Source organism: Emcibacter sp., from assembly GCF_963675455.1.
Classification (GTDB): domain Bacteria; phylum Pseudomonadota; class Alphaproteobacteria; order Sphingomonadales; family Emcibacteraceae; genus Emcibacter.
On sequence record NZ_OY776217.1, the window covers coordinates 1,320,407 to 1,345,000 of the forward strand.

The window sequence follows — 24,594 nt, forward strand, 5'->3', positions numbered from 1 at the left end:
TCTCATTCAATTAATACAGGCACAGAAAATGTAATTCTGTCAGTCGTGGTACGGGGTTTGAGGATCTGAATGAAAGCTGAATATATCAAGAATTGGGGGGCTGTATCTGCCATCATAACACCGGGGATGATATGCGCACTGTTGCCGGTCCTTCTGGGCACGATTGTTATTTTCGGATGGTATATGCACCTGCCCGCCCTTGTTCAGGTCCATAGCAGCTTCGTTCCGATGCAATATAACACAGCGCTGAATTTTATCCTTTGTGGTGGCGCAGCCCTTTTCCTGAATTTCCGCCAACCGCGTTATGCCCTTCCTGCGGCGTCACTTGCCCTGGTCTTGGCGGCCGGTACTTTGGCTGAATATATATCGGGTGTGGATCTGCGGCTGGATCAGTTGTTCATGGATCACTATATCACCGTTGCGTCTCCCCATCCGGGGCGTATGTCGCTGAATACAACACTCTGCTATATCATGTCTTCTACGGGTCTGATTCTTCTGTCTTTAACGGGCAAGAAATATCTCAAAACTTATATCGTATCGACGGTTCTTGGAGGATTTGTCCTGTCGATGGGTTTTTTTTCCGTTCTGGGTTATCTGACTGGACTGGAGGTGGCCTATGGCTGGTTTGGTCTGTCGCAGATGGCGATACATACCTCGGTTGGTTTTATCATTCTGGGAACTGCCCTGCTGTTGTTGGGAAGGCGGTTTTTCTTTTTGTCAGCTTCCCGTCAGCCGCAAACATACTGGTTTGCCTCCTGGGGGATGCCTTTCGTGGTTGGCCTCCTGATCTTCCTCGAAATGTCCTTTTTGCAGATACAGGCCAGAACTTACGAAGACATTCTGAAGAGTGATGCAGAACGGATGTCGGCTCTGATCGGGGAGGATATGCAGCGCGTGGCAACCCTCTTGAGGCGTATGTCGGCACGCTGGGACGTCATGGGTGGCATGTCCAGAGAGTTATGGTACCATGATGCCGCCAACTATTACAAAGATTTCCCGGGGCTTGTCGCGATCGAGTGGATTGATCCGGAAATGATTATTCGCTGGCTCGAACCGCTCAAGGGTAATGAAAGTGTGGTTGGTTTGAGTATAGGGTTTGAGCCAAATCGGCTGCACATGCTGACTCAGTCCAGATTGAACAGGACAAGTGAGTTTTCCCCGACGGTCGATCTGGTTCAGGGCGGGAAAGCCGTTCTGGCCAGCCATCCTGTTTTCGTGAAAGACCGATTCGAGGGATGGGTGCTGGCCATCGTCGGTGTTGAAAAACTGTTCTCCGCATATGGTGACCTGGCGCGTCGTCAGGGATATGAGCTTAATCTCACGGGACGGGACGGAACTATTCTGTTCAGTATGGCAGCGAATGATGATGCCATAGAGGCGGCGGAACTCAGCACGTCCATAAGCCTCGCAGAGATGAACTGGACGATAGGTTTGCGTACCACGCCCGAATTCTACCGACAGCACGGATCTCCGATGCGGGCCATGGTGATTGGTCTGATCTCGGTCCTGTTGCTGACTCTGGCATGGCTTTCCTGGCAATATTTTCGGGGTCGAAATCAGGAAGAACTCTATAACACCTTGTATCAGCGCCAGTCGGATGCTCTGGATACCATGGTTGACGGGCTTATTGTTATATCGGATCAGGGACTCATCCAGGAAGTTAATAACGCGGCCGTTAAAATGTTCGGTTATGCACGGGAAGAACTGATTGGAAAGAATCTCAATCAGTTGATGCCCGAACCTTATCATTCGGCACATGATAAATATATCCAGGATTATCATACCACCCATAAACCGACCGTGATCGGCAAGCGAAACACCTTTACCGCACAACGCAAGAACGGTGAAATTTTCCCAATCGGCCTTCAGGTTACGGAAGGAAATTCAGCAGAGGGAAGGTTTTATACCGGGGTAGTGCAGGATCTGAGTGAAATAAAGGCAACCGAGGAAAAGCTGGAGCGGACCGACGCTCTGCTTAACGCCTCCATGAAAATATCTTCCAGCGGATTTACCGTTTTTGATAAAGATAAGCAGATTGTCGAGGTCAATGACGCGCTGTGTCGCTGGCTGGGGTATAGGCGGGAAGAACTCCTTGGAATGTCGCTGGAAAAACTCCTGCCAGCGGGTGAGATGAAATCCGCAGATGAGGATGCGGAGAAAGTCTTCACGGGTGAGGCGACCTCCATTCATGCGGAAGAGGAATTTCTTAAACGAGGTGGTGCAAAGGTGTGGGGCATGTTTTCTGCGACAGCGGTCAAGAATTTAGAAGGCGAAGTCAACTTTGTTGTTGCGCATATCATTGATATCCAGCAACAGAAAAGACTGTCTATGAGGCTGGAGGAGTTGCAGTCGTTCCAGGCCCTGATCACGGAAAACAATCCGGATCCGGTTTTTGTCAAAGACGAAAAATTCCGTATTGTTTACGCCAATCCTGCCTTTCTGTCCCTTTACCCGGAAGAGACACGGGACAAGGTGGTTGGCTATACGACTTTGGAAGAATTTGTCCCGAAAGAAGTCGACCTGTTTCTTGAGCAGGATAGAAAGGCTTTCGAGGAAGGCAGGTCTGAAATCATGGAAACCATAAGTTTCCCTAATGGTGAACAACGGACCTTGTTTACCACCAAAATCAGGTTTGAAAATGCCAGTGGGAAATCCTTCATTCTGGGGGTTTCCCGGGATGTGACCGAGCGGGAAACACTTATTAAGAAACTGGAAAAATCCAACAGCGACCTTGATCAGTTTGCCTATATTGCCTCCCATGATCTGAAATCTCCGCTTAATGCCATTATGAAAATAGTTGGCTGGCTGGAGGAAGACTGCGAGGATGTTCTGCCGGAAAGCTCGAAGGAACATCTGGAACTTCTGAAAAGCCGGACAGTCAGGATGGCGAAGCTGCTGAGTGACCTGCTGAGTTATTCCAGAATCAACCGGTATGAGTATGAAAGCGAGCCGGTTTGTCTGGACCAGATGGTTGCCGATATCTTTGGCATGCTGGACCATCCGGAGGGCTTCATCTGCACCGCGCCGGAGGTTGGAATCGAGATTCCGAAAGCGCCGCTGGAAATTGTGTTGAGAAATCTGATTTCCAACGCCATCAAACATCATGACCGCGACAACGGTGAAATTTTCGTTCACTACGAAAGTCTGCCCCAAAGTCATTTGATTTCCGTTCAGGATGACGGGCCTGGCATCCCGCCTGATCTGCAGCATAAGGCGGTGGAAATGTTCCAGACCCTGAAGCCGAGGGACCAGGTTGAGGGCAGCGGCATGGGGCTGGCAATCGTGAAGAAAATTGCCGAACATTACGGTGGATTTCTGGCCATCAAATCTGATGGTCAGAGCGGGACCGCGATAGAGGTGCATTGGCCCAGAGCGGCCGAATCTAATTTTAGCCTGGAGAAGGAAAATGGACGCTTCAACCAAGGAAGTTACCTTGCTGTTGGTGGAAGATGACGATGTGGACGCCATGAATATCGAGCGCGGGTTTCGGAAAAAACGCATCGCGAACCCGATTGTACGGGCTCATGACGGTGTCGAGGGCCTGCATCTTCTGAAGAATAATACGGTCATTCCACCCTATATCATCCTTCTTGATCTACAGATGCCGCGCATGAACGGGTTGGAGTTCCTGGATTATATCCGCGACGATCCCGAGTTGCACGAAAGTGTGGTTTTTGTACTTACCACTTCGCGGGCCGAGGAAGACATCAATGCCAGCTATAGCAAGCATATTGCCGGGTATTTCGTAAAGGACGAAACCCATGAAAGTTTCATGAAAGTTATCGATGTGCTGCAGGGCTACTGGAAGATCGTGCATCTTCCCGAAAATTGAGACCAGTTTTTAAAATCAGGGTGCCATAATAACGATGAATATTTTATTAGTAGATGACGATATCGTGGACCGCGAACATGTCAAGCGTACTTTGAAGCGAACGGACGCTCAATGCGAGGTTGCTGAAGCAACTACTGTGGAAGACGGCCTTAAGCTTTTCCATAAGCAACATTTTGATGTTGTTCTTCTTGATTATAAAATGCCCCAGCGGGATGGTATAGAAATGCTTCTGGAGCTGCGAACGGTTCCAAAAGAGGTTTCCACGGCGATTGTCATGATGAGTAATTCCGAGGACGAGGAAATCGCGCAGGAATGTCTCAAGGCCGGCGCCCAGGATTTTCTGGTCAAGGGCGAAATCAACGCAACCCGGCTCCGGCGGGCCATTCTCAACGCTCAGACGCGGTTCGATCTGGAGCGGAAGCTTTACGACAGCTACAGCAAGGTCAAGGAACTGGCTGAACAGGACAGCCTGACCGGCCTTGCCAATCGTTACATGTTCGACGAAACCTTGAAACTGGCGCTGGCCAATAACAACCGGAAGGAACATAAAGTTGCCCTTCTGTTGATTGACCTGGATAATTTCAAATATGTAAATGACACCCACGGACATGACGTGGGGGACGAGTTGCTTAAAAAAGTCGTCGACCGGATTCAGAAAAACCTGAGGGGAGAGGAGCTGTTTGCCCGCCTGGGCGGTGATGAGTTTGCCATCATTCTTGGCAATCTCAGGGACACCCAGCATGCCAGCAAGGTTGCCCAGCGGATCCTGTCAGCCATGGGCGCACCTTTTGAGATTGGCCCCGCGCAGGTGAAAACGGCCCCCAGCATCGGTATAGCCATTCATCCGGATGATGGTGCCAGCTCGGAAGAAGTATTCAAATTTGCGGATATTGCCATGTACCGGGCCAAGAAACTTGGCAAGAATCAGATCTGCTTTTTCGAACAGGAAATGCAGGAACAGTTTTCCGTCCGCTACGACATCGAGCACAAGCTTCACACGGCCATCGAAAAGGACATGTTTGTTCTCCATTACCAACCGATCGTAAACCTTTCGGATGATCATGTCTGCGGCTTCGAGGCCTTGGTGCGTTGCACCTTTGATGATACGATGAGGAGCCCCGATGTCTTTATCCCGATTGCGGAAGAATCTCGCCTTATCCTGCCGATAGGACGTTGGGTGATCAGGGAAGCCCTTGAGCAATTGTCGCGCTGGAACCAGAAGACGCATATTCCCCTGACCCTGTCGGTGAATATTTCACCTGTGCAACTCACCGACCAGCATTTGCCGGACTTTATACGGAAGCAGCTTGAAAAAAATGGTATCCCGCCGGAGCTTCTTGAACTGGAACTGACGGAAACGGCGCTTCTCGATAATACACAGGGCAAGCGGGATGTGATCGAAGAGCTCCACGGGCTTGGATGTCGCATTGCCCTCGATGATTTCGGGACTGGTTTCTCCTCGGTTTCGCATCTTCAGAACTTTCCAATCTCGACGGTCAAGATCGACCGTTCACTGATGCCGGGGATTTCGGAGGAATGCCGGTCGCGGTCTCTTCTGAGGGGCCTGTCGGCCATGGCTCATTCTCTTGGGCTGGCTATTGTGGCGGAGGGGATTGAGACCGAATACCATCTTTCCTTCTGCCGGGAGATGGGCATACACAAGGCGCAGGGCTATCATCTGGGTCGCCCCCAGCCCATTGAGGAGTTGGAGGAGGGCCTGTTGGCCGGGAATTCTTTGGCAGGTCATATCCCGGTCAGTCGGAGAGCGTAACATATCCTCCCCGACGCGCCCCAGTATGCGCCGGGTTGGTATGGGGTGAACATTTTTACCAGATGTAGGGAAATACCCGGTATTTCACATTTTTCATATAGACGCGGTATTCTTCGCCCCGGCGTTTCAGAAGCTGGCTTTCCTCATAGGGAATAAACAGCAGGAAGGTCAGGCCGATCATGGCCGTCCACATCAATTGGCCCATATGGGGGTGGATCAGCAACCCGCCGACGCCTGCTATCATTGCCCCCTGGTACATGGGGTGGCGCACACGGGCGTAACTGCCTGCCATATTGAGCGGCGCCACATCATCTGCCGAATGGGACAGGGCTTCTGCATCGACGCCGACAAAAGCGCGAAGGGCGCCGAAGGTGAAGCCTTCGAGAAATGCGAAAAAGCCCAGTAACGACAAACATACGCCGGCAAATCCAGCCCAATAACCAAGCTCGAGCGCCGGGCCGGGGACTGGTTGATGTAGATAATAGACCGCCCACCAGGTCAGCGTTGACACGGTGATGAAAACCCGCCGTTCAATGCCGGAGCTTTTTGGCGAACCATAGACCATCCTTTTGAAGAATGGCAGAACCATCAGGATGTGGACGAACACCCAGATCCCGTAAAGCGCCACATTGTAAATATAATTCTCCACCGGCGCCGCGGCGTCATAATGAAATCCATAGATCAATGAGCCGAAAACGCTCATCAATCCCAACAAGGCAAACAGAAAATATAATGCAGACATGATAACTCCCCTTATTTATTATTGGTTGCGCATTGTAACACAATAAGGGGGAACTACAACTATACTGAATGGGATATGAAGACCTGCTGACGGGCCTTACATTCAGGCAGAAAAATACTCTTTAAGTGGCAGGTTTTTCGCTTCTTTCTAAAGCGGTTTCTCAGCCCAGATGTTTCCTGAAAAACTCCATGGTTCTTTCCCACGCCAGTTTGGCATCCTTTGCATCATAACGGCTGGTGGAATAATTATGGAAGCCGTGGTTGGCGCCTTCGTACATGAACATTTCATATTGTTTGCCATGTTGTTTCAGCGCCGCTTCATAGGCCGGCCAGCCTTCATTGATGCGTTTGTCGAGACTTGCCAGATGGATCATCAGCGGGGCCTTGATGTTGGCGACCTCGTCAAGCGGGGCCGCCCGACCGTAAAAAGGCACAGCCGCGGCAAGGTCCGGCACCCGGGCGGCCAGCAGGTTTGACACCCCGCCGCCGTAACAGAAGCCGACGCAGCCGACCTTGCCGGTGCAGTCCTTCCGGCCCTGCAGATATTTCACGGCGGCGACAAAATCCTCGAACATCTTCTCGGGGTCCCGTTTGCCCTGCATGGTCCGGCCGTCGTCGTCATTTCCGGGATAACCGCCGAGGGGGTAAAGAGCATCCGGCGCCAGCACCTGATAGCCGCCGAGCGCCGCCCGGCGGGCCACATCCTCTACATACGGATTAAGGCCCCGGTTTTCATGGATCACGACAATGCCGGACAGCTTGCCTTTTGCATCAGCGGGTCGCACATAAAGGCCGCCCATGGTGCCGGCCCCCATGGGGGAGGAATAGGTAATCCGTTCGGCGACAATCCGGGGATCACTATCCGGCACTTCCTGGGCGCTGGCGTAATCGGGCATGACGCTATCCAGCAGCGCCGCCATGGTCACCCCGCCAACCGCATAGGTGCCGAGCCGGTTCATGAAACTTCGCCGGTCCATGTCTCCGTGGCAATATCCGTCATAAAGATCATAGACATCCTGTGGGGGTTTCAGTTTCATGGTCGTCTCCTTTCAAAAATGGCTCCCCCTGAAAAATCAGGGGGAGGGTGGTTTTTTACTCAGGTACTGGAAAGCCGCGGGACCGCATCAGCGGGGCGACCTCGGCATCGCGGCCGCGGAAGGCCCGGTAGGCATCGGCCGGGTCGACGGAGTTCCTGACCGCGAACAGATGTTTGACCAGTTTGGCGGCCAGCTCTTCATCATAGAAGCCGCCCGGGGCATTGGCAAAGGCTTCGGCCGCATCGGCGGTCAGCACCTCGGCCCACATATAGCCGTAATAACCTGCCGCATAGCCTTCGCCGGAGAAGACATGGCCGAACTGGGGCGTGCGGTGGCGCATGACCAGCTCTTTCGGCATGTTGAGTGCGGCCAGCGTTTCCCGCTCGAATTTATCAGGGTCGATACCGGCCGGGTCCATGGTGTGAAGCTTCATGTCAATGATGGCCGAGGCCAGATATTCGGTGGTCTTGAAACCTTCATTGAAGGTGGCCGCTTTTTTGATTTTGGCCACAAGTTCGGCCGGGATCGGCTCGCCACTTTCGTAATGGACCAGATAGTTATTGATGACCTCGTCCGTGGTCAGCCAGTTTTCCAGAAGCTGGGACTGGAATTCCGTATAGTCCCTGACCCCGCTGTTCAGCGTCGGATAGGCGACACTGGAGGACAGGGCATGCAGGGCATGGCCGAACTCATGGAAATAGGTTTCCGCATCATCCCAGGAAATCAGTACCGGCTCACCGGGCGCACCCTTGGTGAAGTTGCTGTTGTTGGAAGACAGCACCGTTTCCTTGCCGTCAAAGGTGGTGTGGCTGCGGTAGCTGTTGGCCCAGGCGCCGGAACGCTTGCCCTTGCGGGCGAAGGGATCAAGATACCACAGGCCGATATGCTCGCCGGTGTCGATATTGGTGACTTCCCAGACTTTCATATCAGGATGATAAACCGGCACCGAGCCATCCGGCACCGGGGTGAATTTGAACTTGAACAGGCGGCCGGCCACATGGAACATGGCGTCGCGCAGCTTGTCCAGTTGCAGATATTGTTTCACCTCGTTGGAGTCCAGGTCATATCTGTCCTTGCGGACCTTTTCCGCATAATATCGATAATCCCAGGGCTCGATGGTAATATCGGCCCCTTCCTGATCTGCAATGGCCTGCATGTCGGCCACTTCTTCCCGTACCCGGGCGATGGCGGCGGGCCAGACGGCCTCCATCAGGTCGATAGCCCGCTCCGGCGTTTTTGCCATGCGGTTTTCCAGCCGCCACTGGGCATAGTTGTCATACCCCAGCAGCGCGACCCGCTCATCCCGTAGTTTCAGGATTTCGGAAATGATGGCATTGGTGTCATGTTCGTCGCCATTGTCGCCGCGGTTGTAATAGGTGCGCCAGACCTTTTCCCGCAAACCCCGCTCGTCCGAGAAGGTCAGGAAAGGATCCATGGACGAGCGGGTGTTGGTGATCGCATATTTTCCGTCCTGGCCGGCGGACGTGGCGGCTGCTTTGGCTGCATTGACCACAGAGTCCGGCAGGCCGGACAGCTGATCGGCTGTCAGGAAATGGACGTAATTTTCCTCATCGGCCAGAAGATTGTTGGAGAAATCGGTGTAAAGTTCGGCCAGTTCCTTGTTGATGGCGGCATAACGTTCCTTGGCCGCCCCTTCGAGGGTGGCGCCGTTCCGGGCAAACCCTTCATAGGTCAGGAGAACAACCCGCTGCTGGTCCGGGCGCAGGTTTTGCATTTCCTCGCCTTCATAAACGGCGCGGACCCGGGCAAAGAGCTTTTCATTCTGATTGATTTTTGACTGGAAGTCGGACAGTTCCGGCACCAGCTCTTTTTCAATTTCCCGGAATTCCGGGCCCGACATATTGTTGCCCCAGATGCCCCAGTAGGAGAACATCCGGTCCAGCGGCTTGCCGCTACGTTCCAGGGCAACGATGGTATTATCAAAAGTGGCCGGTTCCGGATTTGCCGTAATGGCGTCAATTTCCGCCAGTGTGTCGGCCATGCCTTTGCGCAGGTCGTCTTTCAGGTGGGGCAGCATCTCGGCCATTTTATCGAAGGCGGGAACACCGCCGTATGGGCCGGCCCATTCAGCCAGCAGCGGGTTCTCTGCGGCAGCGGCCGCCTCAATGGTCTGTTCAGTGTCTTTGTTCATGGATGTTTCATTTGAATTACAGGAAACAAGGCCCAGCATTAACGGCAGCAGGGCCAGGCTTTTGAGCCGGGTGGACGTCATGACATATCCCTCTTTTATGAGTTGTTTATATTATGAACTTTACCGGGCCCGGGGATAGTGGTCAATCTCTACACAAGGGAGGACAATAAAAAAGGAGGCCGGTGGGGGCCTCCTTGGGAATAGCAGAAGGTACTCGGTTAGTGCGCGAGATATTTCTCCGCTTCCAGGGCGGCCATGCAGCCCATGCCGGCGGAAGTCACTGCCTGGCGGAAGATATCGTCGGTCACATCACCGGCGGCATAAACTCCCTCGGTACTGGTCCTGGTGCTGTCCGGTGCGGTGATTAGATAGCCGTTGTCTTTCATGTCCAGCTTGCCTTTGAACAGCTCGGTCGCCGGGGCATGGCCGATAGCGACAAACAGGCCGTGGACCGGAATTTCCCGGGTTTCGCCGGTTTTGGTGCTTTTGATGCGCAGGCCGGTGACACCAAGCGGATTTTCGTCGCCAAGAACCTCGTCCAGGGCGTGATCCCAGATCACCTCGATTTTTTCATGGTTCAGCAGGCGGTCCTGCAGGATCTTCTCGGCGCGCAAGCTGTCCCGGCGGTGGATCAGGGTCACCTTGCTGGCGAAGTTGGTCAGGAACAGGGCTTCCTCAACGGCGGTGTTGCCGCCGCCGATCACGGCCACTTCCTTGTTGCGATAAAAGAAACCGTCACAGGTGGCGCAGGCGGACACGCCGAAGCCCTTGAATTTTTCCTCGCTCGGGTCGCCAAGCCAGCGGGCCTGGGCGCCGGTGCAGATGATCAGCGAGTCACAGGTATAGGTCTGGCCGCTGTCGCCTTTCAGGGTGTAGGGTTTTTTCGAGAAATCGACGTCGATGATATAGTCGGCGACCATTTCCGTACCCACATGTTCGGCCTGTTTCTGCATCTGTTCCATCAGCCACGGGCCCTGGATCACATCGGCAAAACCGGGATAGTTTTCCACGTCGGTGGTGGTGGTCAGCTGGCCGCCGGGCTGCATGCCCTGAATCAGAAGGGGTTCAAGCATGGCGCGCGCGGCATAAATGGCGGCGGTATATCCGGCCGGTCCGGAACCTAGAATAATAAGACGTGAATGCCGTGCTTCTGACATCTGGGAACTCCCTGTTAAAATAATTCCAAAGTGTATGGTAAGTTATTTAGGGAAAGGTAGACATATTGTCCAGACCTTTCCCTTTTGTGGAATAAAGTTTGATCAGGTTTCCGTCGAAACCCGATCGGGCCGGCTTCAGCGTCCGCTGCCCAGCCGGTTTGGATCGTCGACGAATTTAAGCTCTCCCGTCGCCTCGACCGTGCTGGCCTGGGGTCCCTGATCGCTTTCCTCGCTGTCCACAACGACTCTCACCGCACAGCCTTCCGTCAGGGCATTAAACCCCTCTCCGATGACGCTGTTGCGATGGAAATAGATTTCCCGTCCGTCTGTCAGCGAGATAAAACCATAGCCTTCCTCGGGCAGAATCCGGCTGACACGGCCCTGGGGAGGCATGTCGTGATGCTTGATTTCCCCCCGAAGCTTGCGGGCATATTCTTCCAGCTGCCGGGCCATGGCATTGAAGGCGTCATTGAGGGTCGGCAGCAGTTCTTCATGGCGCTGGTGTGTGCCGGGATCCTTGCTGACCACCAGTTTCTTGCCCGGAACATTAACCTCGATGGTGACATGAAATTCATTGCCCTTGACGTGGTGTTTGTGGTTCTTGGAGACAATTACTGTGGCATCGGTCATATGCTGAAAAAAGCGTTCCAGCTTTTTACTTTTTTCCCTGATCTGCTGTTCCATTGCCGGGCTGGCGTCAAGGCTGTCGAACACGATCTGAATGGGCTGTTCCATGGTTCTGCTCCTTTGTGTTTTTACCACTTTCCGACTCTGATGTGGTTATTTCATTGTCCTAGGTCAAGCTTTGGTGCTTTCCTTTACTTTTATCATAGTACGGGACAGGAGCAGGCGGGATCAAGCGGCTTTGCGGGTGTCGCCAATCAGAACAAGATTATCCAGGAACTGCAGGGCGCTGTTCTGCCAGGAAAAGCTCATGGCATAGTCGCGGCAATATTGCGGGGAGATTTTCAGGGCACCCTCGACGGCCTTCTTCAGGTCGTGGTCCAAAACACCGGCGCCACTGTCGCCGATGACGTCAATGGGGCCGTTGACTGGATAGGCGGCAACCGGCACACCGCAGGCGAGCGCTTCCAGCAAGACCAGCCCGAAAGTGTCGAACCGGCTCGGGAACACAAAGACATCGCCCAGGTTATAATATTGAACCAGTTTCTCACCGAACTTGGGGCCGGTAAAGATGGCGTCGGGATATTTTTTCTTAAGGCTTTCCAGATCCGGTCCGCCGCCGATCACCACCTTGGTGCCGTCCAGCTCCAGATCGAGGAATTCATTGATATTTTTTTCCAGCGACACCCGGCCCACATGGATATAGACCGGGCCTTTCAGGTCCATGACCCTTTCATTTAGCGGCCGGAACAAATCGGTATCGACCCCGCGGGTCCAGTTCATCAGGTTGGTGATGCGGAAATCCCGGAGTTCCTGTTTGACCGCCTCGGTGGCGACCATGACGCCGGCGGAGGCATTATGAAACCAGCGGATGACTGTGTAGCTGACGCTGCGGGGAACGCGCATTTTCTGGTAAAAATAGGTCGGGAAATTGGTGTGGTAGCTGGTGGTGAAGGCCAGATTTCCCCTGATGCAGACCCGGCGGGCGGCGCAGCCCAGCGGCCCTTCGGTGGCAATATGGATGGCGTCCGGTTTTTCCGTTTCCAGATAGGCGCGGATTTTCCGGGCGGCAAACAGGCTCAGGCGCACTTCGGGATAGAGCGGGTTGGGCAGGGTAAAGCAATCGGCCGGGGTGATGAAGTCGACCTTGTGGCCGAGGGCGTGACATTCTGTCTGCAACTGGGTCAGGGTCCGGACGACCCCGTTGACCTGTGGCGGCGCGGCGTCGGTTACAATCAGGATCTTCATCAGGCCACCATGGTTTCCATATCTTTGTCTTTCGACTTTTTGCTGTCCTTGCGCAGGTTCAGCATGCTTTTGCGTTCTTCGGCCCAGTTGATGATCTCGAAACTGCCGTCCGTATTTTCCACCAGCGCGGTGCAGCTTTCGACCCAGTCGCCGTCGTTCATATAGACGATCTCGTCGATCATCTTGATCTGGGCATGGTGTATGTGTCCGCAGATGACGCCGTCCAGGTCCCGCTTGCGGGCTTCCTGGGCGAGGATGTCTTCAAAGTCGGTCATGAACTTGACTGCATTCTTGACCTTGAGCTTGAGATAGGCGCTGAGCGACCAGTAGCCAAAGCCCAGCTTGCGGCGGCAGAAATTATAAAGATTGTTCAGTTTCAGCGCGGTCTCGTAAGCCCAGTCGCCGAGCTTGGCCAGCCAGCGGGCATTCAGAAGCACGCCGTCATAGGCATCGCCGTGCACCACCAGATATTTCTTGCCTGTGGCGTCCTCATGGATCACTTCGTTGACCACTTCGATGCCGCCGAAATGATCGCCCAGATAATCCCGGAGGAATTCATCATGGTTGCCGGTGACATAATACATGGTGGTGCCTTTACGCACCTTGCGCAGCATCTTCTGGACCACGTCATTATGAGCCTGGGGCCAGTACCAGCCCTTCTGCAACCGCCAGCCGTCGACGATATCGCCGACCAGATAGATGGTGTCCGCGTCATGATATTTGAGGAATTCGAGGAGGAGTTCCGCCTTGCACCCCTTGGTGCCCAGGTGAATATCAGAGAGGAAAAGCGACCTGTACTTCCGTCTGTTTTCTTTCAGCAATGAACAATACCCTTTTGCTTCATACAGGCACTCTATATCAGGCGAATATGACTCTCTGCCTAAGCTTTTATGTCATTCTGATGACAGGCTTTTTTCCGCCGGGGTTTTATTTGATCGGGGCAGGAACAGGGTGAAAAGGGCGGCGATCAGCAGCATGGCGCCGGAGGTGAGCAGGCAGGCCGTGAGCCCGCCCCAGCCATAAGCAAGGCCCGAAAGAAGGGTGCCGACAAGGCGGCCGGTGGCATTGGCCATATAATAAAACCCCACATTGAGGGCCACATGGTCGCGGTGGGAATAATTCAGAATCAGGTAGCTGTGCAGGGCGCTGTTGACGGCAAAGACAATGCCGAACAGGGCCAGGCCCGCCAGCGCCAGGATGGTGAGGTCAAGGCCGGTCTGGCTTAAGGCCACCATGAGGAAGGGGATCAGCGCCAGCAGGACGATCCAGAACAGGCCGCGCGGGTCGTTACTGTATCGCAATATGCCCGGGGCGCCTGCCTGGACGAAACCGTAGCCGATGACCCAGGCGGCCATCAGGGAACCGACGCTGGTGAAGCTGAACCCGGCCACATCATAGAGGAACAGCGGCAGGCCGACGACAAACCACACGTCCCGGGCCCCGAACAGGAACAGCCGGGCGGCGGATAATATGTTGATGTCGCGGCTTTTTGACAGGATCGCCGTGAATTTGACTTTGGCCTCCGATCGCCCGAATCCGGCCGGCAGCACAAAGGGGCAGAGGAGCAGGATCACGGCCAGCACCGCCGCCATCAGATAAAGGGACATGGCATAACCCAGCAGGCTCAGCAGGAAACCGCCGAGGAAAAAACCGATGCCCTTGAGGGTGTTTTTGGAGCCGGTGAGCAGCGCCACCCATCTGAACAGGGTGCCCTCTTTTTCTTCCGGTACGATCACTTTAAGCGCGCTCTTGGCGCTCATCTTGGTGAAATCCTTGGCCACCCCGGCGAGGCCCTGGACCAAAAGCACATAAAGCACGGAAAAGTCCCGGGCCCACAGGGGATCCAGAAGCGACAGCAGCATCAGCGCCGTAACCTGCAGCGCCAGTCCCAGATAGAGAGTGAAATTGAGCCCCAGCCTCTGGCCGACCCAGCCGCCGGTCAGGTTGGTGACGATGCCGCAGACTTCATACAGCAGGAACAGGGTGGCGAGCTCCAGCGGGCTGTAGCCGAGGGCATGGAAATGCAAAAGCACCAGCATCCTGAGCGCGCCGTCGGTCAGGGTAAAGCCCCAATAGGCGGCGGTAACAACGGCATAGTTGCGGATGGAGGACATTTTCGCCCTTTAAAGAGTGTCGGCGACGAGCCGGGCAAGCTCGCCCATGCGATTGACATAACCCCATTCATTGTCATACCAGGCGTAGATTTTCACCTGGGTGCCGTCGACGACCATGGTCGAGAGCGCGTCGATGATGGAGGAGCGGGGATCATTGACATAATCGATGGACACCAGCGGTTTTTCCTCATAGCCGAGGATGTTTTTGAGGTTGGTTTCCGACGCTTCCTTCAACAGCCGGTTGACCTCTTCCGCCGTGGTCTCCCGCGCCACCTCGAATACACAGTCGGTGAGCGATCCATTGAGCAGCGGCACCCGCACGGCGAGGCCGTTGAGCTTGCCTTTAAGTTCCGGATAGATGGTGGTGATGGCGGTGGCGGAGCCGGTACTTGTGGGGATCAGCGACATCAGGCCGGAACGGGCCCGGCGCAGATCCTTGTGCGGCGCGTCGACCATCACCTGCGTGTTGGTTACATCATGAATTGTGGTGATGACGCCGTGTTTGATTCCCAACTGCTCCTGGATCACCTTGACCACCGGGGCCAGGCAATTTGTCGTGCAGCTGGCGGCGGTGACGATATGGTGCCGGGCGGGCTCGTATTGATCCTCATTGACGCCCATGACGATATTGAGGGCATCGTCCCGCACGCCCTTCACCGGGGCGGCGACAATGACTTTTTTCACACCCTTGTCGAGATATTTCTGTAGCTGTTCCGGTTTGCGAAAGGCGCCGGTGCATTCCAGCATGATGTCGATGCCGGTGAGGTCCAGGCTGTCGATATCGTCATGGAAGCTCATGGGAATGACCCGGCCCGCGGCCATCAGGGTCTTGTCCTCGAAACGCACATCCTGGTCCCAGCGGCCGTGCACGCTGTCATATTCCAGCAGGTGGGCGGCGGTCTCGGCCGTGCCGTCCTTCTCATTGATCAGGCAGAAGTCGAGGTCGCGGTTCAGTTCCGGACGGTCGAGCAATACACGCAGCAAAAGCCGGCCCATGCGGCCAAATCCATTGAGGGCGATGCGGGTCATTATTTCTTTCCCTTTACCTTTTTGAGGTCTTTTTCAATGCTGAGGCAAATCTCGCCCGAGCCCTGGCAGCAGTCCTCGACCAGGAAGCCGAGGAATTTTTCAAGCTTCTCATAGTTGGCGGTATAGATGATCTGCCGCTGCTGGCGCTCCGACGAAATCAGCCCGGCCTGCTCCAGCGCCGACAGGTGATAGGACAGGGTCGAATTGGGGGTCCTGAGCTTGTCCGCCAAAGTCCCGGCATTCATCCCCACACGCCCCGCCTTGACCAGAAGGCGGAACAGGCTGAGACGTGTTTCCTGCGCCAGCGCAGACAGCATATTTACGACAGTTGATTCTTTCATAATTTTATATTTCCAGAAATATAGAAATATGGCAAGAGGGAAAGGGTTGTGTCATGGAAAGTTCATGGAGTGCAGGAGGGATATCATTCCCGTTACTTCTTCTGTCGTCGCCGCTCTCCTCATCGTCATTCCCGCGGAGGCGGGAATCCAGTCCTGCAGACTTTAACAGTTATTCTGGATTGTTTTTCTGTTGGGACCGGAGCAAATGTAGCGCTTCTTCCTTTTCTTCCGTCGACATGACTTCATTCATTTTAAGATAATCGCCGATACTGCGTCCCCGGCTGTCTTTGGCGATATTATCTGCTCCGGCTTCGATCAGGATTTTAAACAATTCCAGCGAGGCATTTTCCGCCGCATACATCAGGGCGGTTCTTTCCCGATATTTGACTGTCTCGTAACGGCAATCGGCCACATTCCTGCGTGGTTCAGCGAAGGGATTGTCCTCTCTTTCAGGAATCTCCAGCCAGGTTTTTGCATTGGGGTCAGCGCCCGCAATCAGTAGAATCTTTACAGCTTTACGTTGGTTCATGTGAGCCGCGGTCATGAGGGCTGTTTTTCCAAAGCCGTTCCGTTGGTCCGGGTTGGCTCCTGAATCAATCATGAAGTTCAAGATTTCAGGATGATCAACAACGTTGAGCAACGGAGCTTCCCACGGACTGTTGACATCGGCGCCTCTGGTAATAATCTCCGTCAGGATTTCATTTGGAGCACTCGCACCAACGGCCATGTTTAGGGCTTTGTCATAGCTGAACTGCGAGATTTCCTCTTTTTCATGGTAAAACATCCAATAGTTGAGATGTATTTTATGAGCAAGCTGAATGAAGTCATCGGCATTGGCTGTCCGTTCGTTCATTCTGTCTATGCTCTCAAGATAATCCCTGTAGGTGTATAAAAAGGACCCTTGGGGGGCGCTGATCGAACGTAAACGAAAAACATGATAGCCTGCCCATTTGTGTGCGACCTGTTCATTAACGTTGTAGTTTTTGAGGTAGTAGAGCGCGAGTTCGTCTATGGCCTTTAATGAATGTTTCCCCAGCATTCTGTAAGCGCGTCGATTAAAAGAATCTTCCATGGACCAGAGAAACTGGAAGGGCTCAAAATTCCAGTGTCCTGTCCCTGCCCGTACTTCCTTGGAAAAGTTTTCTGTGTTCCAACCGACTATTCCTAAAGGATTATTTATGATTTCCCAAGGTTTAAAAAAGCTGTCATGGAAGGCTTGCCGCTTTCTCCATTTCAAATAATAAAAGGGTTTTGATGATCCTCCTCCACATGCGTCGCGAATTCCGGTAATATGGCGGGTCGCTTGCTGTAGGAAATTCATTGCACTAAGATTGTAAGGATTCCCGGCCAGTTCTTTAGCATCTCCCTTTACGGCGATGATACATGTGGCCCTGGGGCGCATATCAGAATCATATGCCAGAAGTATTCTGTCTGATTCACCAAAATCTGTTACCAGGACGTCAACATAGAGTCTTCCCTCATGTTCACGAACCTTCATGGTGTCCAACAGCCTGTATGCTTCTGTTGCTGCTGTTGCGGCCCGGCCTTCCGATGGATGATTGTGTGGAACCGATTTCGGTTCTGAGTTTAGTATTCTGTCATAGTTATTGCGGCGGACCCATTCTGGATTGGGGTGTTTCAATTCTTCGGGGGAAAGCTGCAGATTTTGATACTGGGTGCGTCGTTCACTGGTGAGCTTAAATAAGCGGAAATAGTAGCGATAGTTGACGGAGTTGTTTCCGCCGGAACGAAGTGCGTATATATTTTCTGTATCACCATCCCCGTCGAAATCACCGGTATAAGCGACGGCAAATTCGTCGGCCTCTTCAAAGCCCGGCACAGTATTGAGGGGCTGAGATTTGATTTCCGGCATTTTTTCCGTGCCCGCGGGAACAGTGTCAGCGGTATAGTAGCCGTCAAAATAGCTGGATCTGGCTTCAAATTCATACCGGGCGCACAACTGCTCGCTTCCGGGAGCCACATGGATCAGATGGGGCATGAACGGCGCCTTGGGCCAGGCAGTCACAGATGTGCTTTGCGCCGAAGCCCCCGAAAACTGGAAGCACATCATGGAAAGAACGGCGATTGAATGGAATAAAGTTGAAGATCTCATTTTTCCCCCAAATTTGATTTTCAAAACTTTGAAATAGAAACATATCAAGATTAGCCTGTAAACAAAAAGTGCGGCTAAAATTTGATATCTACTCTGCTTTTAAATCAGGCTCGCTGTTCTAATATGTACAAAATCGGAATTCCGGGAAGAGAATGAACCATGACCAGAAAAGCACACTGTTGTTGCGGGCCTGAGGCCCGAAGATATTCCGACCAAAGAATAAGAATTACTTCTTCCCCAACATCTCCCCATGATAGCCGGCTTCCCTCAGGACCCGGTGGGCCTCGGTGCGGGCCGGGTGGCTTTCGTCATGGTGGGGCGTATGGGCCTGGGCGCGAAAACCGGCCACATAGTCTTCGGGCATGTTATGATGCAACGCGCCCGCCAGCACCAGATGCAGGTACCAGTCCCAGGGCAGGAGATCTTCTTCCCGATGCTCGTCGGGGGCAATATAGGTGCGGCAGGTAATGCTTTCCTGACCGCCCACCGTCCTCACCTCAAAGTCGTCATGGCGGTCATAGCCGTAACCCTTGCCCTCGAAATGGTCGAGCATGGGCTGGTCGTCGAGATGCAGCTCGAACAGGGCGCCGATGACTTTGGATCGTTCCGCCTCGAAAATGGTCGCCTTGCCCGACCGGTCCTGGCCGATCTTGGAAAAATCAAGGCCGAAACCCCCGGCCGTCGCCACCTCGAGAAAGCGGGCGCTCGCACAGCGGGCCTGAAGCCTGTGCGGCAGCAGGTTCGATCCATAGGCGAAATAGGTAAAGCGGCTCATGTGATACAGATGGGGATCGTTTGCCAAAGGGTCAAGCGGCTTCCCCGGTCGAACCGGGCAAAGGCATTTATTTGTATATTAACCCATATATTGTATATTAGATCATGAAGTAGTGTTGATGAGTTCAGGCGCGGCAGGTGTGTGCGCCGTACCAAAGTGGATGTTATCCGGTGGTTACACAGTCCAATTTCAAGATTTTTCGGTCTTTCGCCAAGGAGCTGATCCGGCTTCCCACCAAAAGCGAACTGATCTGGTATGTGGCCGAGGAAGTGGTGAGCCAGCTCGGTTTCGAGGACTGTGTCATATACGAATATGATCCGGCAAGGGACCTGCTGGTCCAGGTCGCCGCCCACGGCGACAAAAAGGCGCCGGACCGTACCATTATCAACCCCATCATCATACCCATCGGCCAGGGGATTACCGGCCATGTCGCCAAAACCCGCAAGAGCGAAATCGTCGCTGATACGACCAAAGATGAGCGCTATATTGCCGATCTGCGCCATATGCAGTCGGAAATAACCGTCCCGATCATTGACGAAAACCGGCTGTTCGGCGTGATCGATTGCGAAAGCAGCCAAAAGGCTTTTTTCAGTCAGGAACATCTTGATTTTCTCGAGACCATTGCCTCGATTCTGGCGTCCCGCCTGTCCCAGTGGGAAGCGCTGGAAGCCCTTAGAGAAAGCCAGCGGGCCCTGGCGGAAAATGAACAAACATACCGTTCCCTGTTTCAGATGTCGGAAGACCCGATGATGTTGCTGACCGAGGAGGGTTTTGTCCTGTGCAATGAGGCCGCAGCGGCGGTATTCCAGTATGATTCACCGGAAGAGATGCAGATGCTTCAGCCTTACGAGGTATCGCCGGAAACTCAGCCCTGCGGGACACTATCCACCACGAAAGCGGAGCAGATGATTCAGATTGCCCTTCAAAAGGGGTATCATCGCTTTGAATGGATGCATCAGAAAAAAACCGGTGAATGCTTTCCCGTCGAGGTCACTCTGTCGAGCGTCCCTTTTCTGGGAAAAATCGGCCTGTACTCGGTTTGCCGGGATATATCCGAAGCCAAGAAGAACCAGCGCGCCATTGCCGCAGCCCTGGAGGAAGCCCGGGCCGCGAACCGGGCCAAGTCCCGGTTTCTGGCCAATATGAGCCATGAACTGAGAACGCCGCTCAATGCCATCCTGGGATTTTCGGATGCGACGAGACAGAATGTCCTGAAGCAGGATATTTCGCCGCAATATATGAAATATGCCGAGAATATTCATTCCTCGGGCGCCTTTCTGCTTGACCTGATCAGCGACATTCTGGATTTGTCCGCCATCGATGCCGATGAAAGAAAGCTGGAAAAAGAGAATGTGGCGACAGGCTGGATCGTCTCGGAAGTCCTGTCGGTGATGACTATTCTGGCCGAACAGAAGAATATATCCATCGAGACGGAGACCGGAAAGGCGCCCCCGACACTCTGGTGCGACAAGAGGGCCATTATCCAGATTATTGTTAATCTCCTGTCCAATGCGGTAAAATTCAGCGATCCCGGCTCAGGGGTTTTGCTGAAAATTGAACAAGGCGACGCCATGACCATCTTCTCGGTCACCGACAGCGGCAGGGGGATCGCGAAGGATAAAATCGGCGAGGTCATCAAACGGTTTGAGCGGGGCCATGCCGATCCCCAGATTGCCCAGGAAGGTATTGGCCTCGGGCTTGCAATCGTGGATGCCCTGGTCAAACTGCATGACGGCACAATGGATATTCACAGCGAGACCGGCAAGGGTACCCGCATCGTGATTTCCCTGCCCACCTTATCCGGTTGAAGCGAGCTCCATAAACCTTTCGCCCCGTTCTTCGAAGTTTTTAAAGCCGTCATAGCTCGGCGCGGCGGGGCTGAGCAGGATGACGCCGCCGTCGGGCGTGATCTTGCGGGCGAGGCTGACCGCCGCCTCCAGATTTTCCACCCGGTGGACCGGACAGTCCGCCCCGGCAGCTTCAATAGTATCCGCCAGCCGGTCGCCGGTCTCATAGGCCGTGATCAGGGCATGAAGGCCGAGGCGTTCGATCACTTTGGCCAGTTCGGTGAAATCCTGTTTTCGGTCCTGGCCGCCGGCAATCAGCGTCACTTTATGCCCGGCCAGCGCCTCCAGCGCCGCCATGCTGGCCTCCGGCGTGGTGGAAATGCTGTCATTGATATAAAGATGCGACCCTGTTTTGGGCAGTTTCTGCAGCCGGTGCCTAAGACCGGTGAAGCTTTTCGCCGCCTCGAAACATTTCTTCAGGTCGAGCCCCAGCACCTCGCAGATGGCGAGCGCCGTGCACAGGTTCTCCCGGTTGTGCCGTCCCGGCAGGGGGAATTCCTCCAGCAGGCCGATCACTTTATGACCGTTAACCAGATGGGGCCCCTGCAGGTGGAGCCCGTTCGGGTCGTTGAACCAGTGCACGTTGTTGTAGCGATGCACCAGCTTTTTGGTCAGCGGGTCGGCATGGTTGAGCACCACCTGTGAGTCGGCAAACTCCACCAGCCGTTTTTTATCCCGGTAATAGCTGTCATGTTCCCTGTGCCACTGGATATGTTCCGGGAACAGGTTGATCAGCACGGCGATGTCCGGCGCGTGGCCGAGGTCCGCGGTCTGGTAGCTCGAGAGCTCGATCACATAAAAATCGGCATCGTCTTCGAGGTCCAGCAATGGCACGCCGATATTGCCGCCGAGCAACGCCTTTTTGCCCAGTGACTTTAATATATGGTGCATCAGGGCGCTGGTGGTGCTTTTGCCGTTGGTGCCGGTGATGGCGATGGTTTTTCCTGATTTGTGCCCGGACTTATGATTGGCGAACCAGATGTTGGTGGCCGAGGTGATGTTCACACCTGCTTTTTTGAGCGTTTCCACTTCCGGCCTGTACAAGCTGATGCCTGGCGACTTGACAATGACATCGAAGTCTTCCGTATGGTCGAGCAGTTCCGCCTCCGGCAGGAAGGCGGCCCCCTCCGGCAGATGTTCGCCCAGGCGGTCGGCAATCACCGTCAGCGGTTTATCCGGGAAATGCTCGCGCAGATATTCCAGCACCGAATGGCCTTCCTTGCCCAGTCCCCAGACGGCGATCCGGGCGCGCTCAAGCTCCTGCAAAGTCATCCAGAAGATCCTTATAGTCAGGGGGGAGCTGATGATGCGGGCTCATTTTCAGCGCCTCTTTCTCAAGCGCCTCCGGAGCAAGGCCCGGCTCACTGATCTCGGCCGCGAGCTTCGGCACGAGGCAGCTTTCGTTCCAGTCCGGTTGCAGGCTGAGGCATTTCATGATCAGGCGGCATTCGGCGATCTCGCCCACACATTCAAACGGTTTGTGGCCCTCAAGCCCGCAGAGCTCGCGGAAGCCCGCTTCCTGGGCTTCGTCATCCAGCATGTCGCGACCGAAAATATCGACAAGCTTTTCCCTGCCGACGAAGGGGGCAAGGGCGAGGTACACGAACCGGCATTTAGGGCAGTCGCAGCACCAGCCGTATTTGCGCACGCCCTCATCAATATGAAAATTGCGGTTGCAGCTTTTGAACACATCGAAATATTGGGTCGAGCGGGCAAAGAGGCAGGCGATACCGGTTTCGCTTAAGGGACGCAGAAGGGAGAAATAGGTCAGGCCCTCAATCACATGGGCCTGCAGGTAGCCGGTGAAATCCCGCTCGAACTCCAGCGACTTTGAATATTGGTGATTAATTTCCAGCCCGTTCCAGGTCATATTGCCTTCATTGGCCGACTGTTCGTTGGACATGACAATATGGTCGTAACCGTACAGCACCGCGCCCGCCGCCATAATAAAAGACAGAATGCCGGTGATCGGCACATGGCCGTTCATGGCGCCCTTGTCGTTGAGCGCGAACAGCCGGGCATCAAGCTTGCGCCGCATGAGAATCGGGTTGTCGATGCCGGACCGTTCCATCACTTCGAGGATCGGCCGGCCCGGATTGACCGCCAGCAGCCGCTGCGGGCGATTACCGTATCTCAGGGCCTCGATGCTGACGATGCTGTCCTTGCCGCCGCCCACCGGCACCGCATTCATTTCGGGAAGTTTCAGATGGGAGGCCGTGGGAGTTTTATCGGTTGTGACCGGGAAATTAATTCGCTCGCGCAGGTCAATATCATTTTCTACGGCAAACTCACCAAGTCCCATCAGGTAGAATTTTGTAAAGAAGTCCGCTTCTTCTTGGGACAGCGGGTCGGTATTCACCTGCATGGTTGCCGGGCACCAGGCCTTGTAATAGCTGATGCCGGCGGCCAGGTGCAGCTGGCGGAACAGAGCCTCCAGCACATTCGTTTCCTCTGCTGTCAGGTCGGCTTTTGCGCCTTCGAAGGTGATTTTCTCGACAAAGCTGCTGCCGTCGTCAAAGCCGTAGGCAAGTTTCAACAGCCGCGCCTGCGGATCATAGGTAAAGCTGTCGAATATGAATGTTGCGGGTGATGACATGGGAATCTTATCTGATTTTTTCCGGGCAAAAACAAGGCCGGATAACAGGGGAAAAGTATTTTTCCCGGATCAGCGGCTGACGATCCGGTCCTGCGGAAAGGTCAGCACGATGGTGGTGCCGCGGTTGAGGCGGCTGTCCAGGTCGATCCGACCGCCGTGCATCTCGATCATTTTCTTGACCAGGGCAAGGCCGAGGCCGGTGCCTTCGATGGTGCGGGTCAGGTGAGGGCTGGACTGGGTGAAGGGTTCGAGAATATTTTCCTGGTCTTCTTCGGGGATGCCGACGCCATTGTCCCTGACCATGATTTCAACATCACCCTGCGGGGTCAGGTCCGCCCTGACATCAATCTCGCCGCCGGGCGGGGTGAATTTGATGGCGTTGGATACCAGGTTGAGCAGCATTTGCTTGAGGGAACGCCGGTCGGCCATCAGGTCGGGCAGGGTGTCAGGATAGCTGCAGGTCAGGGTGAGATCGCTCTTGGCCAGTGAATTCCTGACCATATTTTCCACAGTCATGATGACTTCCACGGCATCGACAATATCGTCGCAGAGCTCGAATTTCTTCGCCTCGATCTTGGACAGGTCCAGAATATCATTGATCACATTGAGCAGATGCTGTCCCGCATCTCTGATATCCGTTGAATAGTCCTTATACTGGGGGATGTCATGGGGGCCGAGCAGTTCGTCGCACAATATGTCGGAAAAACCGATAATGGCGTTGAGCGGCGTGCGCAACTCATGGGACATCAGGGCGAGGAATTCCGACTTGGCATGGTTGGCCTGTTCGGCTATTTCCTTGGCAAGGCGCAGGTTTTCAGTCAATTCACTCATCTGCCTGGTCTGCTCGTAAAGCAGGGCTTCCCTGAGGGTCGTCGGCGCAATCCTGGTGACCTGGATGATACAGTTGTTGCGGCCGTCATGCCCTTTTACGGGTTTGATGGTGATGGAATGGGGCAGGGGGGTACCCTCTTGTTTTTTGCCGGTGGTTTCTTTCTGCACCAGCGGCAGGGGGGTGAGGTTCATGTCCGGGGACAGAATGGAACGGATTCCATATTGCAGGGCCGCGTGGATGGAGCGGCCGAGCTGGGTTTTTTCCTGGCCCGGGAACAGGTCGTTGATGGTCGATCCCGCCAGCGGCGGGCAGGGAAAACTGTAATAGTCATGAAACCAGTCATTGACCGCCAGCACCGTTTTCTCCGGCCCCAGAAGAATAACGC

20 protein-coding genes (1 of these 20 running past the window's edge) are annotated in these 24,594 nt (G+C 54.3%); 5 read left to right on the forward strand and 15 right to left on the reverse strand.

Annotated features, from left to right (window positions below; all coding sequences use genetic code 11):
* Positions 1-69: 69 nt before the first annotated feature.
* From ACORNT_RS05930 to ACORNT_RS05940, 3 genes are read left to right on the forward strand one after another with little or no spacing between them, the layout of a single operon-like run.
* Positions 70-3,453 carry a PAS domain S-box protein gene (locus tag ACORNT_RS05930; RefSeq protein ID WP_321396711.1) on the forward strand — a complete coding sequence of 1,128 codons (3,384 nt, stop codon included), beginning with the start codon at positions 70-72 and terminating at the stop codon, positions 3,451-3,453.
* Positions 3,407-3,832 carry a response regulator gene (locus ACORNT_RS05935; protein ID WP_321396714.1) on the forward strand — a complete coding sequence of 142 codons (426 nt, stop codon included), beginning with the start codon at positions 3,407-3,409 and terminating at the stop codon, positions 3,830-3,832. The genes ACORNT_RS05930 and ACORNT_RS05935 overlap by 47 nt, the downstream gene beginning before the upstream one ends.
* 34 nt (positions 3,833-3,866) lie before the next feature.
* Positions 3,867-5,603 (forward strand): EAL domain-containing protein, encoded by a 1,737-nt coding sequence (locus ACORNT_RS05940; protein WP_321396717.1) that lies wholly within the window; start codon positions 3,867-3,869, stop codon positions 5,601-5,603.
* Positions 5,604-5,658: 55 nt separating this feature from the next.
* Here ACORNT_RS05940 and ACORNT_RS05945 read toward each other — a convergent pair whose 3' ends face one another.
* From ACORNT_RS05945 to ACORNT_RS05995, 11 genes are all read right to left on the reverse strand, one after another.
* A complete protein-coding gene (locus ACORNT_RS05945; RefSeq protein WP_321396720.1) occupies positions 5,659-6,345 on the reverse strand; it encodes a hypothetical protein in 687 nt (228 codons plus the stop codon).
* A 160-nt stretch (positions 6,346-6,505) separates the two neighbouring features.
* Positions 6,506-7,381 carry a dienelactone hydrolase family protein gene (locus tag ACORNT_RS05950; RefSeq protein WP_321396724.1) on the reverse strand — a complete coding sequence of 292 codons (876 nt, stop codon included), beginning with the start codon at positions 7,379-7,381 and terminating at the stop codon, positions 6,506-6,508.
* 55 nt (positions 7,382-7,436) lie between these two features.
* Positions 7,437-9,533: a M3 family metallopeptidase gene (locus tag ACORNT_RS05955; protein ID WP_420717549.1), complete on the reverse strand. Its 2,097-nt coding sequence runs from the start codon at positions 9,531-9,533 to the stop codon at positions 7,437-7,439.
* Between the two features lie 218 nt (positions 9,534-9,751).
* Positions 9,752-10,690, reverse strand: coding sequence for a thioredoxin-disulfide reductase (gene trxB, locus ACORNT_RS05960; RefSeq protein ID WP_321396732.1), 939 nt, complete (start codon positions 10,688-10,690; stop codon positions 9,752-9,754).
* Between the two features lie 135 nt (positions 10,691-10,825).
* Positions 10,826-11,425: an HPF/RaiA family ribosome-associated protein gene (locus ACORNT_RS05965; protein WP_321396734.1), complete on the reverse strand. Its 600-nt coding sequence runs from the start codon at positions 11,423-11,425 to the stop codon at positions 10,826-10,828.
* A 120-nt stretch (positions 11,426-11,545) separates the two neighbouring features.
* Positions 11,546-12,562 carry a glycosyltransferase family 1 protein gene (locus ACORNT_RS05970; RefSeq protein WP_321396737.1) on the reverse strand — a complete coding sequence of 339 codons (1,017 nt, stop codon included), beginning with the start codon at positions 12,560-12,562 and terminating at the stop codon, positions 11,546-11,548.
* On the reverse strand, positions 12,562-13,383 hold the full coding sequence (locus tag ACORNT_RS05975) for a UDP-2,3-diacylglucosamine diphosphatase (RefSeq protein WP_321396740.1): 822 nt from the start codon (positions 13,381-13,383) through the stop codon (positions 12,562-12,564). The genes ACORNT_RS05970 and ACORNT_RS05975 overlap by 1 nt, the downstream gene beginning before the upstream one ends.
* Positions 13,384-13,455: 72 nt before the next feature.
* On the reverse strand, positions 13,456-14,676 hold the full coding sequence (gene arsJ, locus ACORNT_RS05980) for an organoarsenical effux MFS transporter ArsJ (protein ID WP_321396743.1): 1,221 nt from the start codon (positions 14,674-14,676) through the stop codon (positions 13,456-13,458).
* Between the two features lie 9 nt (positions 14,677-14,685).
* Positions 14,686-15,705 carry an ArsJ-associated glyceraldehyde-3-phosphate dehydrogenase gene (locus ACORNT_RS05985; protein WP_321396746.1) on the reverse strand — a complete coding sequence of 340 codons (1,020 nt, stop codon included), beginning with the start codon at positions 15,703-15,705 and terminating at the stop codon, positions 14,686-14,688.
* Complete coding sequence (locus ACORNT_RS05990) at positions 15,705-16,046, reverse strand: metalloregulator ArsR/SmtB family transcription factor (protein WP_321396749.1); 342 nt, start codon at positions 16,044-16,046, stop codon at positions 15,705-15,707. The genes ACORNT_RS05985 and ACORNT_RS05990 overlap by 1 nt, the downstream gene beginning before the upstream one ends.
* Before the next feature lie 169 nt (positions 16,047-16,215).
* Entirely contained in the window at positions 16,216-18,045 is a 1,830-nt protein-coding gene (locus tag ACORNT_RS05995; protein ID WP_321396752.1) for an ankyrin repeat domain-containing protein, read from the reverse strand.
* Here ACORNT_RS05995 and ACORNT_RS06000 point away from each other — a divergent pair.
* Positions 18,044-18,196 (forward strand): hypothetical protein, encoded by a 153-nt coding sequence (locus ACORNT_RS06000; protein WP_321396755.1) that lies wholly within the window; start codon positions 18,044-18,046, stop codon positions 18,194-18,196. The two genes, ACORNT_RS05995 and ACORNT_RS06000, sit on opposite strands and share 2 nt — an antisense overlap.
* A gap of 189 nt (positions 18,197-18,385) precedes the next feature.
* Here ACORNT_RS06000 and ACORNT_RS06005 read toward each other — a convergent pair whose 3' ends face one another.
* Positions 18,386-18,961 (reverse strand): gamma-glutamylcyclotransferase family protein, encoded by a 576-nt coding sequence (locus ACORNT_RS06005; RefSeq protein ID WP_321396757.1) that lies wholly within the window; start codon positions 18,959-18,961, stop codon positions 18,386-18,388.
* A gap of 143 nt (positions 18,962-19,104) precedes the next feature.
* Between ACORNT_RS06005 and ACORNT_RS06010 the strand changes: the two genes are divergently transcribed.
* Positions 19,105-20,742, forward strand: coding sequence for an ATP-binding protein (locus ACORNT_RS06010; RefSeq protein WP_321396759.1), 1,638 nt, complete (start codon positions 19,105-19,107; stop codon positions 20,740-20,742).
* Here ACORNT_RS06010 and murD read toward each other — a convergent pair.
* The 3 genes from murD to ACORNT_RS06025 all read right to left on the reverse strand — a co-directional run.
* Complete coding sequence (gene murD, locus ACORNT_RS06015; RefSeq protein WP_321396761.1) at positions 20,731-22,053, reverse strand: UDP-N-acetylmuramoyl-L-alanine--D-glutamate ligase; 1,323 nt, start codon at positions 22,051-22,053, stop codon at positions 20,731-20,733. The two genes, ACORNT_RS06010 and murD, sit on opposite strands and share 12 nt — an antisense overlap.
* Positions 22,034-23,377, reverse strand: a complete 1,344-nt coding sequence (locus ACORNT_RS06020; protein ID WP_321396763.1) for a hypothetical protein — start codon at positions 23,375-23,377, stop codon at positions 22,034-22,036. The genes murD and ACORNT_RS06020 overlap by 20 nt, the downstream gene beginning before the upstream one ends.
* Before the next feature lie 69 nt (positions 23,378-23,446).
* Positions 23,447-24,594 carry the 3' portion of a PAS domain-containing sensor histidine kinase gene (locus ACORNT_RS06025; protein ID WP_321396765.1) on the reverse strand. It continues 133 nt past the right edge of the window, so only the last 1,148 of its 1,281 coding nucleotides appear in the window; the start codon falls outside the window, past its right edge — the gene reads right to left on this strand; the stop codon is at positions 23,447-23,449.